The sequence below is a fragment of the Desulfovibrio aminophilus DSM 12254 genome (assembly GCF_000422565.1).
Lineage (GTDB): Bacteria > Desulfobacterota > Desulfovibrionia > Desulfovibrionales > Desulfovibrionaceae > Aminidesulfovibrio > Aminidesulfovibrio aminophilus.
Genome location: NZ_KE383877.1, coordinates 94,396 through 109,580, shown reverse-complemented (window position 1 = coordinate 109,580; position 15,185 = coordinate 94,396). Strand labels below are relative to the sequence as shown.

Below are 15,185 nucleotides of genomic sequence, written 5' to 3'. Positions count from 1 at the left end.
GTCCTTGGTGGCGGGAGGCCTGGGCGGGCACACCAAGCCCAACTCCCACGGCGACCAGCAGCCCTATGACGAGCTGGGCCGCTACGCCGGACCCGGAGAAGGGGCCTGGAGCGAGAAGCCCAAGGAGGAAAAACCCCGGGGCGGAAGCCTGCCGCCCCCCTTCGTCCGGCTTCGCCGGTCTACGGGCAGTCCAAATGTTCTCCGTCCTTCCCGCCTTCGTGGCACCGGGCGAGGCCGGCCGGGGAAAGGCGCGGCTGGAGAACACGCTGGAGCTGCCCGACTGGCCGAATGAGAGGAATGTCTTTCCAGGAGGAACCGGCGGGGAGCAGGCCCAAAGCCGTGGCAAGGTGTTTTTGCCGCCTCCGCCCCCGCCCTCGAAAGGCCCCTACCTGATCTGGAGCCAGAGCAAGGGGACGCTGACCGACCAGGACGGGAACGTTCTGGGCAACGGCTACTCCGGCAAGGGCACGCCCGGGGAAAAGGACGCGGGACGAAACAACCCGGGCCGTGAGGGCGAGGAGAACGTCGGCCCCATTCCACGCGGGAACTGGAGAGTCGTGGAGATCACCGACGAGAACTACCGGCCGGATCTTGCGCGCCCCATTTTCAAACTGGAGCCTGATACCGAAACCGAAGCAAGGGTCAACAGCATGGGACGCAAACCGCGATCATTCCTTGTCCACGGCGATAACGCTGAGAGCGACGCGTCTGAAGGCTGTATCATTCTGAACTATCCCACGCGGAGCATGTTGAAAAAGTATAAGGACAAGGTGATCCATGTTTCGGAATAGAAAGGGATTCACTAACGCTGTACTTGGAATCATGTCGGCGCTTACCGTGTCGCTCTCGTCCATCGCCTTGGCTTACGAGATAGAACTGGACAACGGTTCATACTCCTGGAACCGGTGGAGCGATCGGCCGTCTCAGTCTTTGCCCTCGGATGTGGGAAAGGCTGCGTTCGACAAGGCAATGGACCCGGCTCACGTTGTTTTTGAGCACGTCGGCTTGGATATGACCGGAACCCTGACCGTGGATCAGGACGGCCCGGAACGGTTGTTCGAGTTGTTGGGTCGCGTCGACGCGCTGGCGGACGCATATCCCACGGTTCCCCTGTTCGGTTATGTGTCCAGTCGGCAGGGTGATGCGACGGTGCTGCTGGCTCGGGTGGAGAAAAGCCCGAAGGGCTGTGGCCGTCTTTTTCAGATTGAGTTGAGGCGCGATGCCAAGGGGCTTCCCCTTGCCGGGAAGCTGCATCCCTCTCTCGGCTTGAGTTCGGCGGTGGCCACGAAAAGCGGCCTTCGTCTGGGGCTGACCAAGGGCGAGGTCAAGGCCGTCCTCGGCTGGCCGCATCATGAGGAGCCAGACTCCTTGCGGTACGGGGCGACGTGTAAGGTCTTCCTTTCCAGGGAAGAGGTTTTGGCCAGGGGGTACCCCGAAAAATACGTGCGGAAGGGGCAGCTTATCTACCGCACCATCATCATCACCTTCACGGACGGTCTCGCGGATTCCATATTCGTCAAGCACCGTATCACCTGGGACTGACCGGCTTCGCCGGTTCATAGAAAGGCTGGGAGGCTCCCGTCTTTCCGCCTTTCTGAAGAGGGGCGAAGCCCCCCCGAAGGGGGTCAGATGAGGCGGCTGATGATGGAGTTGGAGACGAGCATGCCGGTCTTGGTCAGGGAGAGGCGGCCCTTCTTGATCCGCACGAGGTCGTTCTGGCGCAGGCCCTGCATGAGCCTGGCCTCGTCCTTGAGCAGGTCGCGGCCCGAGAGCTTGCGGTAGCGGACCAGGTCCAGGCCCTCGGTGGTGCGCAGGGAGAGCATGACCATCTCGCGCAGCCGGGCGGCGTCGTCCAGCTCCTCGAAGTCCAGGCCCGCGAACCCGCCGCGCACGGCCGCGTCGTAGGCGTCCATGTAGCGCGGGTTGGTGAACCGCCGCCGCCCCAGGGTGGACACGGCCGAGGGGCCCAGGCCGAGGTAGTCGCGGCCCTGCCAGTAGCCCAGGTTGTGGCGGCAGGCGAAGCCCATGCGCGCGAAGTTGGAGACCTCGTACTGGAGGTAGCCCTGGGACTCCAGGTACTCCGCGCCGTAGACGTACATCTGGCCCTGCTCCTTTTCCGAGGGCAGGGCGTATTCCCCCAGGTCCAGCGAACGCTCCAGGGGCGTGCCCGGCTCCACGGTCAGGCCGTAGCAGGACAGGTGCTCGGGCCGCAGCCTCACCGCGCCCTCCAGCTGGCGCAGCCAGTCGCGCTGCCTCTGGCCGGGCAGGCCGGAGATGAGGTCCAGGCTGATGTTGCCGAACCCGGCCTGGCGGGCCAGGGCGAAGGTGTCCACGGCCTGGCGCGCGGAATGCGGCCTGCCGAGCAGGATCAGGTCCGGGTCGTCCAGGCTCTGCACGCCCAGGCTCAGGCGGTTGAAGCCGATGGAGAGCAGGGCGCGGAAGAAGGACACGTCGCAGGCCGAGTCCGGGTTGGCCTCCAGGGTGGCCTCCAGGCCGTCGTCCAGGCGGAAGCTGGCCCGCAGGGCGTCCATGACCCGGGCCAGATCGTTCAGCGGGAACAGGCTCGGGGTGCCGCCGCCGAAGAAGAGCGTCTCCACGCGCGGCCGGGAAAGCCGTTTGCCCCAGAGTTCGATCTCGGCCAGGAGGATCTTCAGGTACCAGGCGAAGGTGACCTGGTTGAAGCTCTGGGAGTGGAAGGCGCAGTAGTGGCACTTGCGGCGGCAGAAAGGCACGTGGACGTAGAGCAGGATGGCCTTGTCCGGGCCTCCCTCGGGCGCGGCGGGCTCCCGCTTGGGCCCCTCCACGGGCAACTCCTCTCCGAACAGCCGGGGCATCCGCCCGCTCCTATTCTTCCTTCTTCTCCGCCGGACCCTCTTCCGCCTTTCCGCTGACCGATGAAGACGGACCCTCTTCCGCCTTTCTGGTGACCGACGAAGTCGGCGGCGGGGCCAGGGGAGAGGAAGGCTTGGCGTCCGTCTCCGGTTCTTCGGCGACCGCCTGGATGGAGACGATCTTGATCCCGCGGGTGCGGAAGATGACCACCCCGCTGATGGTGAAGTAGGCCCCCAGGATCAGGTTCAGGGCGTTCAGGCCCATGGTCTCCAGGGGGTTGGTCAGGGACAGGACCAGGGAGTTGAACAGCGAGCTCAAGCCCGTGAACATGAGGCAGGCGGTCATGACCCAGATCGCCAGGGTGTTGCGCCGCCAGGCGTAGAGGGCCACCACGGCGTAGACCAGCAGGCCCATGGCCGCGCCCATGCGGGCGTCCTCGGGCTGGGCCGGGTCCAGCCAGACCAGGGCCGTCTTGACCGCCGAGAAGAGCACGTAGCTGCCGAGGATCACGCCCCGGTGCTGCATGAAGTCCACCACCTGGTCCGAAAACTTGGCCATGTCCCGCTCCTAGGTCTTCAGCAGCGCCCGGTAGCGCTCGTTTTCGCTGTAGAGGCAGCCGCACCACTGCTGCCGGTAGATGTCCCATTCCTTGGAAATCCGGATGCCGTCCTTCCAGCCCGAGCGGAAGTCGCGGTACAGGAACCCGGTTCCGTCGGCGGCCAGTCCCTGGCCCAGGGCCGCGATGTCCTCGTGCTTCTGATACTTGCTGTAGAGCAGCGTGGTCGTGAAGGCCTCGAAGCCGCCCTCGCGCGCCAGTTCCGCCGCCCGCGTCAGCCGGATGCGGTAGCACTCCCCGCAGCGCCGGTCGTCCTCCCGGCCCGTCACGGCCCGGAAAAACACCTTCGGATCATACTCCGCGTCCAACACCCGCAGTGGAAAGCCCAGGCGTTCCGCCACCTCCAGGGCCCCATCCCGCCGTTTGGCGTATTCGCCCAACGGGTGGATGTTCGGGTTGAAGAACAGTCCCTCCAGTTCGTGGCCCTCGTCCAGCAATGTCCGCGCCACCGTGATTGAGCACGGCCCGCAGCACACGTGCAGCAATATCCGCATCCGTTTCCTGTTCCAGAATCTCGCCCCCCTGTAAAGCGGGCTTCGCCCGGTTACGGAGAGGCGAAGATGCTCGCGCCTCCCCGCCTTTCCGTGAACCCCCGAAGGGGCCGCCTTCGGCGGTCTACGGAAAACCAAAGAGACTCTCGCCTTTCAGCTTTTTCGGGACGGGGCGGAGGCCCAAGCCGATGTTGTTGATTCACATGAATTTCGCATTGTTGCCGCCTTTCTTGCCGGAACGTTCATTTTTCCCTTGTTTTTGAGATTGATTTTCAATATCAATCAAACCGTGCACGGGACGCGGCCGGAACGGGCCGCCCCTCCTGGGAATCCAAAAATCAATGAAGGAGCAACGCATGAGCAAGGTTCTGATCGTCTACGGTTCCACCACCGGCAACACCGAGACCGCCGCCGGGTACGTCGCGGACGTGCTGCGCAAACACGGCGCGGACGTGGCCCTGAAGAACGCCGCCGACGTGGAGGCCGAGGGCCTGGCCCGGGGCTGGGATCTGGTCCTCCTGGGCTCGTCCACCTGGGGCGACGAGGACATCGAACTCCAGGACGACTTCGTGCATCTCTATGAAGGCCTCGACCAAGCCGGGCTGGACGGGGTGAAGACCGCGGTGTTCGGCTGCGGCGACTCCGGCTACCCCCATTTCTGCGGCGCGGTGGACGCCCTCGAGGAGCGGGCCCGGGACCTGGGCGCGGTGCTGGTGGTCGACGGGCTCAAGATCGACGGCGACCCCGAGCGCGGCGAGATCGCGGCCTGGGCCGAGACGGTGGCCGTCCATGTCTGAGCCGCGCACGCCCTGTCCGGGCCGCTGCCGCACCCTGCGCCTGGTGGGTTCCCTCTGCCGGGGCGGGATGCGCCTGTTCGACAACGACGAGTCCGTCCTGGCCGAGCGGATGCAGCGTCAGGCCCTGGTCCTGGTGGCCGAGCTGGGCGGGATGCCCGTGCTGGAGGCCAAGATCCGCAACAACCTGGGCGTGATCCTGACCTGTTCCGGCCGCCTGGACGAGGCCGAGGCCGAACTCGGCCGCGCCCTGGAGCTCATCCGCGCGCGCATCGGCGACGGCAACCGCGTCCATCAGATCGTGCGCATGAACCTGCGCACGACCCTCAACCGCCAACTGGACCGACAGATGGGGCCCATCCTGGCCGCCGCCGTCTAGCCGTTCCCGAGGAGGAGAAGCCATGCCCGAAGTCCAGGCCATCGTCCGCTACAACTCCGAGGCCTGCCGCGCCGAACGCGAGGGCCGCCTGGACCAGGCCATGCTCAGCCTGGCCATGGCCCTGCGCCTCGCCCGCGAGATCGACCGCCCCCTGCTGGAGGCCCACTCCAAGAAACACATGGGCCGTATCTACGCCCGGGCCGGACGGCCCGAGGAGGCCGAACTCTGCTTCCGCATGGCCCTCCGCCTTCGTCCGTCCGGCTTCGCCGGGTTATAGAAAGCCAGGGAGGCTCCCGCCTTCCCGCCTTTCCGTGAACCCCCCGAAGGGGGCGGCTCTCCGCCTTTTGGGAACGGGCCGAAGGCCCCTTGACGGGGGGAGGGCGGGGGCGGTAGTTTGGGGATGATCGCGCCCAGGCGCGACGGGACGACGCCATGTACGTGGGACTCACGGACAACATCGTGGCCGGGCCTCCGGGCCAGACCATGGCGGCCCCTCCGGGCCAGGTCACGGCCGCGCCCCCGGGGCAGGCCTACGTCTCGCCCCCGGCGAGCGCGCCCATCTTTCCCGGCGAATCCCATTTCGTTCCCGGCGGGCACGTGCCCATCGACACCACCAAGGCCATGATCCCTTACGGGGTCGGCGAATCCCACTTCGTACCCGGCGGCAACGTGCCCATCGACACCTCGGCCCCGCGCATCCCCTACGGCGCGGGCGGTGGCGGCGCGCTTTCAGGCGGCGGCGGTGGCGGCATCGGCAACCCCACGGACGGTTCGCGCATCCCGATCTTGCCCAGCGGCGAGACCCACCCCGACACCTCGGCCCCGCGCATCCCCTACGCCTCGGCCCTGTCCATCTCCGGGGCCATGGCCGGTTCCGGCGGCGGCGTGTTCGTCGGCGGCGGGGGCGGATTCATCGGCGGTGGCGGTGGTTCGGCGGTCGGCGCCAACGTGGGCGGAGCCCAGCACATGCTGGTGGAGGGCGGTTCCGCGCCTGTGGGGAACACGGGCGGGGCCATGCGCGTGATTTCCGACGGCGCGGGCGGCGGTCTGATTTCCGGCGGAGGCGGCGGCGTCGTGAGCGGCGGCGGAGCTTCCGGCTCGACCGGCGGAGGTTCGATTTCCGGCGGAGGCGGCGGGACGCTCTACCTCACGCCCTCGGGCGGCGGCGGCTCGGGAGCCGGCGGCGGAGGCGGAACGCTCTACCTCACGCCCTCGGGCGGCGGCGGTTCGGCCGGGCCCCAGCGGGTCATCAGCGAGACCGGCGGCGGAGCCCAACACATGGTTTCCGAGGGCGGCGGCGGGGTCGTGCGCATCATCTCCGACGGCACGGGCGGCAACGCCATCCCCGGCGGCCCGGGGCATTACACCACGGCCACCGGCCCGGTGATGCCCTCGGCGGCCTCCAAGGTGGCGGCCATGCCCGCCAGCCATTTCGACGACGCGCCCGTGGCCTTCGTCTCCCGGGCCCCGAACGAGGGCACGGTCCAGGTGCGTCAGACCCCGGCCTACGAGCCGTTGCGGCTGAACGTGCTCTGGAACCCGTACCCGCCGGAGATGCGTTTTCTGGTGGACCCGGCGGACGCCATCAAGACCTCGATCACGGAGCTGGTGCGCTGGCCCGAGGACGTGCATCTTTCCTCCCTGCAGAGCAAGGGCGCGGGTGAGCTGACCTACGACTTCAGCACCCAGATCAGCGTGGACCAGTCCAGCACCGTGCGCCAGACCGACGCCTCGGTGCACGAGATCCGCACCGAGACGACCTCCACGGCCAGCCAGACCCAGAACGTGGAGATCACCCGGGTGGAGAACCGCGAGGTCTCGAACACCTTCGACTCCTCGCGCGACGTGAGCGCGGACAGCCTGAACTGGAACGTGGTGGACAACTCGGTGACGGTCATCGCCCAGGGCTCCCCGGGCGGGGCCATCTGGGTGGACCCGTTGTCGGTGATGCCGGAGGCGGGAGCTGGGCGGGTCATGTCGGCCGCGGCCTGAGCGGACGAGACAAACACTGAAGGCCCGGGACCGTTGCGGTTCCGGGCTTTTTTCACGCGCTGCGGGGGTCAGACCGGGCGGTTGTAGAGGACTCCGGCGAACTGCTTCAGGGATTGCTGAAGCTGCAGCAGCTCGTCCTGGGGAACCTTGCGGATCAGCTTGTCGCTGGCCGCGTCGTGGATCTCCACCTGGACCTGCCCGGCGTCCTCGCTGACCACGAACTTGAGGTCCACTCCCTGCTCACGCAGGGCGGTCTCCGCCTTCGCGGCCAGATTCCTGGTCTCTTCGGCGTTCAGGGGGGAGGCCTGTCCGGCCCCGGACCCCGTTTCCTCCCGCCGCTGGACCCCGCTTCCCCCGGCGACCGCCCGCGACGGAGCCTGGGCCGTCTGAGCCGGAGCGGTCTGGATGTTCATCTGCACGTAGGGTTCCATGACGCGACTCTCCATAGGGTCTGCATGTCCTGTCGCCCATCATATCGGCCTTCGAATGGGGAAACTTTAGACTCAGCCCTACAGCCAGTAAGGCTAGTTGCTGGCCGAAAGCCGGTCGCGCCACCCAGGAATATAGACTTGACGGCATTATGCGGGCAGTCACACGCCGAAGAAAAAGCGCGGATCAGGGGACGGCCAGGATGCGTTCCGCCGCGCCCGCCGCGCGCTCCAGCTCCGGGAGCATGTCCTGGAAGGCTTGCCGGGCTCCGGCCAGGTCTCCGGCGCGGGCCATGTCCTCGACGGGCCCGGCCAGTTGCCGGACCCGGGGCAGTCCGGCCGTTGCCGCCGCGCCCTTGAGGGCGTGGGCCAAGTGCATGGCCCCGACCGCGTCGCCCCGCTCCAGCGCGTGGGTGAGGGCCTCGCGCTTGGGACCGAGGTCGTCGAGGAAGGAGCGCAGCACGCCCCGGGCCAGTTCGCGGTCCCCGGCGCAGCGTTCCAGCAGTTCGTCCAGGTCCAGGTCCGGGGCGGGGGGCCCTTCGGCTCCGGGGGAGGGGGCGGCCGCCTCCGGGTCTTCCGGCGCGGGCGCGCGGCCCACGGCGTTGTCCAGGGCCCGCTCCAGGTCCGTGATGTCCAGGGGCTTGGCCAGGAAGCCGTCCATGCCCACGGCCCGGCAGGCCTTGCGGTGCTCCAGCGTCACGTGGGCCGTGAGCGCCAGGATGGGGACGCCGCGCACGGCCTCCCCGGCGTCGCCCCGGCGGATCGCCCGGGTGGCGTCCAGCCCGTCCATGACCGGCATCTCCAGGTCCATGAGCACCGCGTCCACGGGTTCGCGGGCCAGCAGCTCCAGGGCCTCGCCGCCGTGCGCCGCGCGCAGGGCCGTGTGCCCCAGGCGGGTCAGGAACGAGCCGACCACCTGGAGGTTCACCGGGTTGTCCTCGACCACGAGCACCCGCAGCCCGGCGCGGGGCCGGGGCGTGGGCCGGGAAATCGCGCCGGCTCCCCGGCTCAGGAGCACCAGTCCGCCCAGGATGTGGCCGTCGCGCCGCAGCACGGGCCTGGCGCTCAGGAGCACGCTCGACGGGCCCGGCAGGTCCGGCCGGTCCACGATGAAGGGCGCGTCCTCCAGGCTTTCGCCGCGCAGCACGCGCACGGCCGGGCTTTCGTCCGGGGCCAGGGGCGCGGCCCGGGAGACGTCGCACAGGCCGTAGGCCCGGCCCCAGTCCTCGGGCGGGCCCAGGTCCGGGCCCCGGCCCAGGAGGCGTTCGGCCTCCGGGTTGAACACGGTGACGCGGCCGTCGGCGTCGAACAGGATCATGCCCCGATGCACCGCTCCGAGCACGGCGTCCAGGAACCGCCCCTGGGCCTCCGCTTCCCCGGCGGCGCGGACCAGGGCGTTCTCGGCCCGGCGGGCCCGGCCCACGTCCGGCAGGGCCAGCAGCGCGCCGGCCGCGCTCCCCCGGGCGTCGCGCAAGGGCTGCACCCGCAGGAGGCGCTCCACGCCGTCCAGCAGCACGTCGCGCTCCAGGGTCCGGTCTTCTTCCAGGCAGACGGCCACCAGGGCGGCCAGGTCCGTTCCCGGCAGCCGGAGGGCCACGCCGTTCAGGGGCGCGCCCGCGTCCAGCGGCGACAGGCCCAGCAGGCGCGCGGTCGCCGGAGTCATGCGCCGGACGCGCAGATTCCGGTCCACGAACAGCACCGCGCCGGGGGTGGCGCGCAGGAGGTTGTCCAGGTCCAGGGAATCCTGGGAGAGTTCCGCGATGCGGCGCTCGTGGTCGGCGTTGATGGCCCGCAGTTCCTCGTTGGCGCTGCGCAGCTCCTCGGCCGTGGTCCGACGGGTCTCCTCGGCGGCCACCAGGCGTTCCTTGGCGGCGCGCAGTTCGTCACGAAGCCGGGCCAGTTCGCGCGCCAGGGCGTCCCGCGCGGCGTCCGGAGCGTTCTCCGACGCGGGCTGTCCGTCCTGGATGTCCACCACCAGCAGGCGGCAGGCCCGCCCGGGCGCGGCTCCCGGCACGGTCGAGGCCGTGAGGACGCAGGGCCGGGGCGGATCGCCGGGCAGGAACAGGCCGTCGCGGCGGATCTCGGCCCGGCCGTCGCCCACCTGGGCCAGCAGTTCGGCCGCCGGGCCGCGCAGGGACACGGGCAGCCGGTCCCGCAGTTCGTCCGCCGTTCCGGGGCCGTCCGAGCCCAGCAGGTCCGTCCGGCCGAAGGCCCGCAGCACGTGGTCGTGCTCGTCCAGCAGCAGGGCCGGAGGCGCGTGGCGGGCCAGGAGCCGCTCCCCGGCCAGGGCCGACACGGCCCCCAGGTCCGGCCGGGCGGCCTCGACCCGCTCCAGGCCGCTCCTCGGGACCAGAAGTCCGCGCGTGGGCAGACGCACGTCGCGGCGCTTGGAGAAGATCTTCCACTGCCGGTCCAGGGGCTCGAACTCCGCCTCCAGTTCGCCCAACGATTCGCTGGGGCCCAGGAAGAGCACCCCGCCGGGGTTCAGGGCGAAATGGAACAGGGTCAGCACCCGCTGCTGGGCGAAGGGCTGGAGATAGATGAGCAGGTTGCGGCAGGCCACCAGGTCCATGCGCGTGAAGGGCGGGTCCTTGACCAGGTCGTGCTCGGCGAAGACGACCATGCGCCGCAGGTCCGGGTGGACGCGCAGGCCCTGGTCCTCGATCGTGAACCAGCGTTCCAGGCGTTCCCGGGACACCCGGCGCAGCGGCTCCTCGCCGAAAAGCCCCCGCGCCGCCTGGGCCAGCGCCTCCCGGTGCACGTCCGTGGCGAAGATCTTCACCTGTCCGGTGAAGCCCCGGGCCTGGGCCCGCTCCTTGAAGAGCATGGCCAGGGAGTAGACCTCCTCGCCCGTGGCGCAGCCCGGAATCCAGATCCGCGCGTCGCGCCCGGCGGCCCGCTCGAGGATCTCCGGGATCACCCGGGCCTCGATGCAGGCGAAGGCCTGCCGGTCGCGGAAGAAATGGGTCACGCCGATGAGCAGGTCGTGGTGCAGCTGATCCAGCTCGGCGCGCTCGGCCTGGAGCAGCCGGATGTAGTCGTTCAGGCTCGGGCAGCGCCGGATGGCCTGGCGGCGTTCGATGCGCCGGGTGACGGTGGTGGGCTTGTAGGCCGCGAAGTCCACGCCGTGCCGCCGGTTGAGCAGCTCGAAGACCGGGACGAAACGGTCCATGGACAGCCCGTCGCCGTCTTCCGCCGCCGAGCCGCGCACCTCGCGCAGCAGGGCCTCGGGCAGATCCGCCGGGTCCAGGGCGCACCGCGCCGCGCCCGTGGCCAGGGCCGCCCGGGGCATGCCGTCGAAGGCCGCGCTCTCCGGGCTCTGCACGAGCACCAGTCCCCCGGCCCGGGCCACCTCGGTCGCGCCGCGCGAACCGTCGCCGCCCGAGCCCGAGAGGATCACGGCCACGGCCCGGGGCCCGGCGTCGCGGGCCAGGTCCAGGAGGAAGCGGTCCACGGGCAGGGTCAGCCCGGCGGAGGGATCGCGCTCGCGCAGACCCACCCGGCCTCCGGACACGGACATCTCCATGCCCGGGGGCAGCACGAGCACCTCGCCGGGGATCAGGGCCGCCCCGTCGCGGGCCTCGCGCACGGGCATGGGCGTGTGCCGCGCGAGGATTTCGGCCAGCAGGCTCTGGCGGCCGGGCAGCAGGTGCTGGAGCACCACGAAGCACATGTCCGGGCAGGGCGGCAGGGAGGAGAAGAAGGCGCGCAGGGCCTCCAGGCCGCCCGCCGAGGCGCCGATGGCCACCACCCGCGCGGGCGGGGGCGGCATGGCCGCCGGGTCCGTGCGGTTCCGGTCCTCGCCGCTCATGGGCGGCCTCGCGTGGCGAAGGGGGGGCGCATCGTCCCATCATAGCCGAAGCGCCCCCCGGCGTCAGCCCGTCGGGCCGGGGTTTCGCGCCGGAAGGACGGAAAAAAACGGGGGGCCCGGCCACCGCGGCCGGGCCCCCAGGCTGGAGGAGGGTATGCGAAACGTCTGTCGAGGCGGTCAACCCGCCTGGATGTCGATGCGTCGGGGCTGGACCCTGGCGACCTTCGGTATGAAGAGCTCCAGCACGCCGTTCTTCAGGGTGGCCTTGATCCCGCCCCGGTCCACGATGTCCGGGAGGGCGATGGTCTGGCGGAACTCGCCGGAGCCGAACTGGACCTCCAGGAAGCGTTCCTTCTCCGAGGGCAGGCCGCGCGTCTTGCCGGACACGGCCAGTTCGTTCTCGCGCAGGTCCAGGACCAGATCCTCCCGGTTCACGCCGGGCATGTCCATGTAGACCCAGTAGCCGTCCGCGCGCTCCAGGATGTCCGTGGCCGGGCGCAGCGCCGGCAGGCTCTTCTCGTTGGTGTCCGCGTTCATGCCGTCAACCTCCTAGCCCACGTCGATGCTCACGCGGCGGGGCTTGATGTCCTCGGTCTTGGGCAGGGTCACGGTCAGGATGCCGTCCGAGAGGGCGGCCTTCACCGCGTCCCGGTCCACCTGGACGTTGAGCTGGACCACGCGCTGGAACGGGCCCGCCGGGCGCTCCTGGCGGAAGTACTTGCCCTGTTCCGGCTTGCGCTCGCCCTTGATGACCAGGGTCTTGTCCGTGAGGGTGATCTCCATGTCCTTGATGTCCGTGCCCGGAATCTCCGCGCGGACATAGACGTTGCCGTCGTCCTCGCTGATGTTCAGGGGCGGATAGGCCATGCGCCGGCTCTCGCCGTTGACCGGCCGGAGGAACTCCTGCATCAGCCGGTCGAAGCGGTCCGGAAAGGAATACAGGGTGTTGAAGTCGAGCACCATGCGTCTACCTCCTTCTCGCTTTGTCGTGACGGAGAAATAGGCACGCCTCCCTCCTTGTCAACCGCCTTCGGCGGCTTTCAGAAAGGCGGGCCGCCTTCGGCGGTTTCCGGAAAGGCGGGGTCAGGTCATGAATCGGCGGGGCCGGGGGCGTGGCGCAGGAGGACGCGGGCCATGAAGCGCTGGGAATGATAGAAGGAGAAGAACTTCATGAGCATCTGGAGGGAGAAGCGCCTGGTCACGCCCTGGCCGCGCAGGTCGTTGAGGCGGGTGTGGGCCGCGTCCAGGGCCTCGGCCAGGGGGATGACGTCCGGCGTCCCGCCCCGGCCAAGGGCGGTCAGGACGTCGCGGGTGGCCGCGGACAGGGCCCGCAGCTCGGCCTCCATGAGGATGTCGTAGCCCTGGTCCTGGGCGTCGTTGAGGGAGTGGAGCATGGCCCGCAGGTGGGGCAGGCAGGTCTCCAGGGTGTCGAGCTGGAGGCCGAGGGTCGCGGTGTCGTCGCGGTAGAGGAGCCGTTCGTGGCGCAGGACGCTCTTGAGCAGGCTCCGGTCGGCGGCCACGTCCCGCTCCAGCCGTTCCAGCGGGTCGAGGGCGAGCATGTTCTGGCGGTTGAGGAAGGCGTCGAGCACGTCGCCGTAGAGGTCCGCCAGGGCGGTGAACTGCCGCCGCAGCCGCGCCCGCAGGACGTCGCCCGCGCGCTGGGGCCAGAGGGCCACGCTGACGATGAAGGCGCAGGACACGCCCAGGGCGATCTCCAGCACCCGCTCCATGCCGAAGACGAGCCGCTCGGGCTGGCCCAGGCTGGCCAGGAAGACGATGACCGTGGTGATGGCGGCCATGCGGTAGCGGGCGTTGTAGCGCGTCATGTAGGCGCAGAAGGCCACGGACAGGAACAGCGCCAGGATGGTCATGGGCGTGTCGTCCGGGAAGGCCAGGATCGCGACGGCCGCGATGACCGCGCCCACGGCCGTGCCGGAGAACCGGTACCAGCACATGCGGATGGAGTCGGCCACGGAGACCTGCATGACGATGACCGCCGAGATCGCGGCCCAGTAGCCGAAGGGCAGACGCAGCCATTCGGCGGCGATGTAGGCCAGCACGGCGGCCAGGCCGGTCTTCACGCCGTGGTGGATGTGGGAGCGGGTGGAATTGAACTCGGCTTTGGTCATGGATGCTTCATGCCCTGTTTCCTGGGCCGTGAAAAGGTTCGGAAAGACCGGAACGCTCGTCCTTTCTTTTGTTTTCTGTAATCCGGCGAAGCCGGGCGAAGTCGGACGGGCGGGGGGGAGGGGCTAGAAGGTGTAGGCGATGGAGAGGGAGCCGAAGTTGTGGCAGCCGCCGGGCTGGCCTTCGTATTCCTGGGTGCGCCAAGCCTGGGTGTAGGTGATCTTGACGTCGCCGAGGGTCAGGGCCGCCCCGGCGAGGAAGTCGGCCACGAAGGGCTCTTTGCTCACGTGGGGGCTGTTTTCCCAGGTGTTGCCGTCGAGGAAGATGTCGCGGGCCACGGCTCGGCCGTCGGTTCCGGCGAAGACGTGGAAGCCCCACCAGCGGGAGCTTTGCAGGCGTTCGGAGTTCAGGGCCACGGGCGCGCTGACGCCTCCGCCTGGGCCGATGAGGGCGGTGCCGAAGTCGGCGGGCAGGTTGTAGCCGAAGCGGACCTCGCCGCCGAGGTTGGCGTAGGTGGCCACGTTGCCCATGGTGACGCCCGCGTGGGGCAGGACGTCGAAGCCCAGGCCGGTGGGCAGGTCGGCCACGATGAGCCGCCAGTTGCGCTGCCAGGTGAGCATGAGCCCGGGCTCGTCGTGGAGCTGGTGGCTCCAGCCCTCGGAGCGGCGGGAGCCGATGGCGTTGTGGAAGTTGTTCTGGACCTCCTCGCCCAGGGCCGAGGGGCCGACCACGCCCAGGGTCAGGGCCAGGGTGTTCAGCTCGGTCTCGCTCTTGGAGTGCAGGGCCAGGGTGGTGAAGAGCCAGGCCGCGTAGGGCCGCTGGTTGTCGGGCGGGGTCTCGGAATAGACGTCGCGCGGCGTGTAGAGGTTCTGGCCCAGGGACACGGACACGGAACGCTGGCGCGAGGGGTCGTAGAGTTCGGGGAAGTTCTCCAGCCAGGGGTCGAGTTCGTCCAGCAGGGCGCGGACCCAGCGGGCCTGGTCGGGGGTCGATCGGCCGGGGGTCAGGTCCGGGGAGACCCAGGTGAGCATGACGCCGTTGGTGTACTCCTCGTCGGTGCCACCAAGAAATTTGTCGTTCTCCACGAACAGGAGGAGGGTTTCGCTGTCGCGGGAGGAGCGGGCCAGGCGCGGGCCGTCGTCCCCGGCGCGGGCCGGGGAGGGGAGCAGGAGGCAGAGCAGGAGCAGGGCGGCGAGGGTCGTCTTCATGGCGGTTTCCGGCCGAGGGCTACGCCGGAACGCCCCGGGAAGTCAAGTCCTACCTGCCCTCCACCAGATCGGTGTTGCCGGTGAGCACGAGCGCGCTCTTGCGCGAGAGGTTGCGCAGGGTCCAGGTGTCCGGTCCCAGGCGGCGGACCTCCACGCGGTCCCCGGCCTGGGCGTCGCTCAGGCCCTTGATCGAAAGCCGGTCAGGGTCCGTGACCGTGAGCACGAAGCTTTCGCCCTGGGCCACCTCCCCGGGGCCCCGGTCGGCGGTGCCGCCCAGCACGGGCAGCTCCACTCCGGCCCCGGCCGCCCGCACGGGCAGGGCCAGGAGCCAGATGGCCAGGAACAGGCCGGAAAACTTGAGAAAGACGTTCACGTCACAGCCTCCGGGCCCGCCGTGGGGACGTTCCGCCGCGGCGCGGAAGCTCCTGACGGGCCGATCAATGGTAGCAATGCCTGTGCCAAAACGTCGGGCCAAAAATTTCAACCGCTTGGCCGCCGGGGCGCGTC

General features: G+C 69.5%; 16 protein-coding genes. 6 read left to right on the top strand and 10 right to left on the bottom strand.

The window, feature by feature from the left end; genetic code table 11:
- Positions 1 to 194: 194 nt before the first annotated feature.
- On the top strand, positions 195 to 791 hold the full coding sequence (locus tag H587_RS20030; protein ID WP_051203100.1) for a tlde1 domain-containing protein: 597 nt from the start codon (positions 195 to 197) through the stop codon (positions 789 to 791).
- A 31-nt stretch (positions 792 to 822) separates the two neighbouring features.
- Positions 823 to 1,542, top strand: a complete 720-nt coding sequence (locus tag H587_RS0116450; protein WP_027177157.1) for a hypothetical protein — start codon at positions 823 to 825, stop codon at positions 1,540 to 1,542.
- A gap of 83 nt (positions 1,543 to 1,625) precedes the next feature.
- Here the strand turns inward: H587_RS0116450 and hemW are convergent, their stop codons facing one another.
- Genes hemW through H587_RS0116435 form a run of 3 tightly spaced genes read right to left on the bottom strand, consistent with a single transcriptional unit; the run spans position 1,626 to position 3,942 of the window.
- Positions 1,626 to 2,834: a radical SAM family heme chaperone HemW gene (gene hemW / locus H587_RS0116445; RefSeq protein ID WP_027177156.1), complete on the bottom strand. Its 1,209-nt coding sequence runs from the start codon at positions 2,832 to 2,834 to the stop codon at positions 1,626 to 1,628.
- A 10-nt stretch (positions 2,835 to 2,844) separates the two neighbouring features.
- Positions 2,845 to 3,390: a hypothetical protein gene (locus H587_RS0116440; protein WP_027177155.1), complete on the bottom strand. Its 546-nt coding sequence runs from the start codon at positions 3,388 to 3,390 to the stop codon at positions 2,845 to 2,847.
- 9 nt (positions 3,391 to 3,399) lie between these two features.
- Positions 3,400 to 3,942 carry an epoxyqueuosine reductase QueH gene (locus H587_RS0116435; protein WP_027177154.1) on the bottom strand — a complete coding sequence of 181 codons (543 nt, stop codon included), beginning with the start codon at positions 3,940 to 3,942 and terminating at the stop codon, positions 3,400 to 3,402.
- Between the two features lie 353 nt (positions 3,943 to 4,295).
- Here H587_RS0116435 and H587_RS0116430 point away from each other — a divergent pair, with 353 nt between their 5' ends.
- The 4 genes from H587_RS0116430 to H587_RS21000 all read left to right on the top strand — a co-directional run bounded on the left by H587_RS0116430 (position 4,296) and on the right by H587_RS21000 (position 7,104).
- Positions 4,296 to 4,736: a flavodoxin gene (locus H587_RS0116430; RefSeq protein ID WP_027177153.1), complete on the top strand. Its 441-nt coding sequence runs from the start codon at positions 4,296 to 4,298 to the stop codon at positions 4,734 to 4,736.
- Positions 4,729 to 5,112: a tetratricopeptide repeat protein gene (locus tag H587_RS19355; protein ID WP_051203097.1), complete on the top strand. Its 384-nt coding sequence runs from the start codon at positions 4,729 to 4,731 to the stop codon at positions 5,110 to 5,112. Before H587_RS0116430 ends, H587_RS19355 begins: the two co-directional genes overlap by 8 nt.
- Before the next feature lie 22 nt (positions 5,113 to 5,134).
- Positions 5,135 to 5,389, top strand: coding sequence for a tetratricopeptide repeat protein (locus tag H587_RS0116420; RefSeq protein WP_027177152.1), 255 nt, complete (start codon positions 5,135 to 5,137; stop codon positions 5,387 to 5,389).
- Positions 5,390 to 5,544: 155 nt separating this feature from the next.
- Positions 5,545 to 7,104: a hypothetical protein gene (locus H587_RS21000; RefSeq protein WP_051203095.1), complete on the top strand. Its 1,560-nt coding sequence runs from the start codon at positions 5,545 to 5,547 to the stop codon at positions 7,102 to 7,104.
- A 68-nt stretch (positions 7,105 to 7,172) separates the two neighbouring features.
- On the opposite strand, the gene H587_RS0116410 is transcribed toward H587_RS21000, so the two are convergent.
- The 7 genes from H587_RS0116410 to H587_RS0116380 all read right to left on the bottom strand — a co-directional run bounded on the left by H587_RS0116410 (position 7,173) and on the right by H587_RS0116380 (position 15,051).
- Positions 7,173 to 7,535, bottom strand: a complete 363-nt coding sequence (locus H587_RS0116410; RefSeq protein ID WP_027177151.1) for a flagellar protein FlaG — start codon at positions 7,533 to 7,535, stop codon at positions 7,173 to 7,175.
- A gap of 184 nt (positions 7,536 to 7,719) precedes the next feature.
- Positions 7,720 to 11,343, bottom strand: a complete 3,624-nt coding sequence (locus H587_RS0116405) for a chemotaxis protein CheB (protein WP_027177150.1) — start codon at positions 11,341 to 11,343, stop codon at positions 7,720 to 7,722.
- A 177-nt stretch (positions 11,344 to 11,520) separates the two neighbouring features.
- Positions 11,521 to 11,880, bottom strand: coding sequence for an Hsp20/alpha crystallin family protein (locus tag H587_RS0116400; RefSeq protein ID WP_027177149.1), 360 nt, complete (start codon positions 11,878 to 11,880; stop codon positions 11,521 to 11,523).
- 12 nt (positions 11,881 to 11,892) lie between these two features.
- Entirely contained in the window at positions 11,893 to 12,306 is a 414-nt protein-coding gene (locus H587_RS0116395) for an Hsp20/alpha crystallin family protein (protein ID WP_027177148.1), read from the bottom strand.
- 125 nt (positions 12,307 to 12,431) lie between these two features.
- Positions 12,432 to 13,472 carry an FUSC family protein gene (locus H587_RS0116390; RefSeq protein WP_027177147.1) on the bottom strand — a complete coding sequence of 347 codons (1,041 nt, stop codon included), beginning with the start codon at positions 13,470 to 13,472 and terminating at the stop codon, positions 12,432 to 12,434.
- Between the two features lie 123 nt (positions 13,473 to 13,595).
- On the bottom strand, positions 13,596 to 14,678 hold the full coding sequence (locus tag H587_RS0116385) for a lipid A deacylase LpxR family protein (protein ID WP_027177146.1): 1,083 nt from the start codon (positions 14,676 to 14,678) through the stop codon (positions 13,596 to 13,598).
- Between the two features lie 49 nt (positions 14,679 to 14,727).
- Complete coding sequence (locus H587_RS0116380) at positions 14,728 to 15,051, bottom strand: hypothetical protein (protein WP_027177145.1); 324 nt, start codon at positions 15,049 to 15,051, stop codon at positions 14,728 to 14,730.
- Positions 15,052 to 15,185 lie beyond the last annotated feature (134 nt).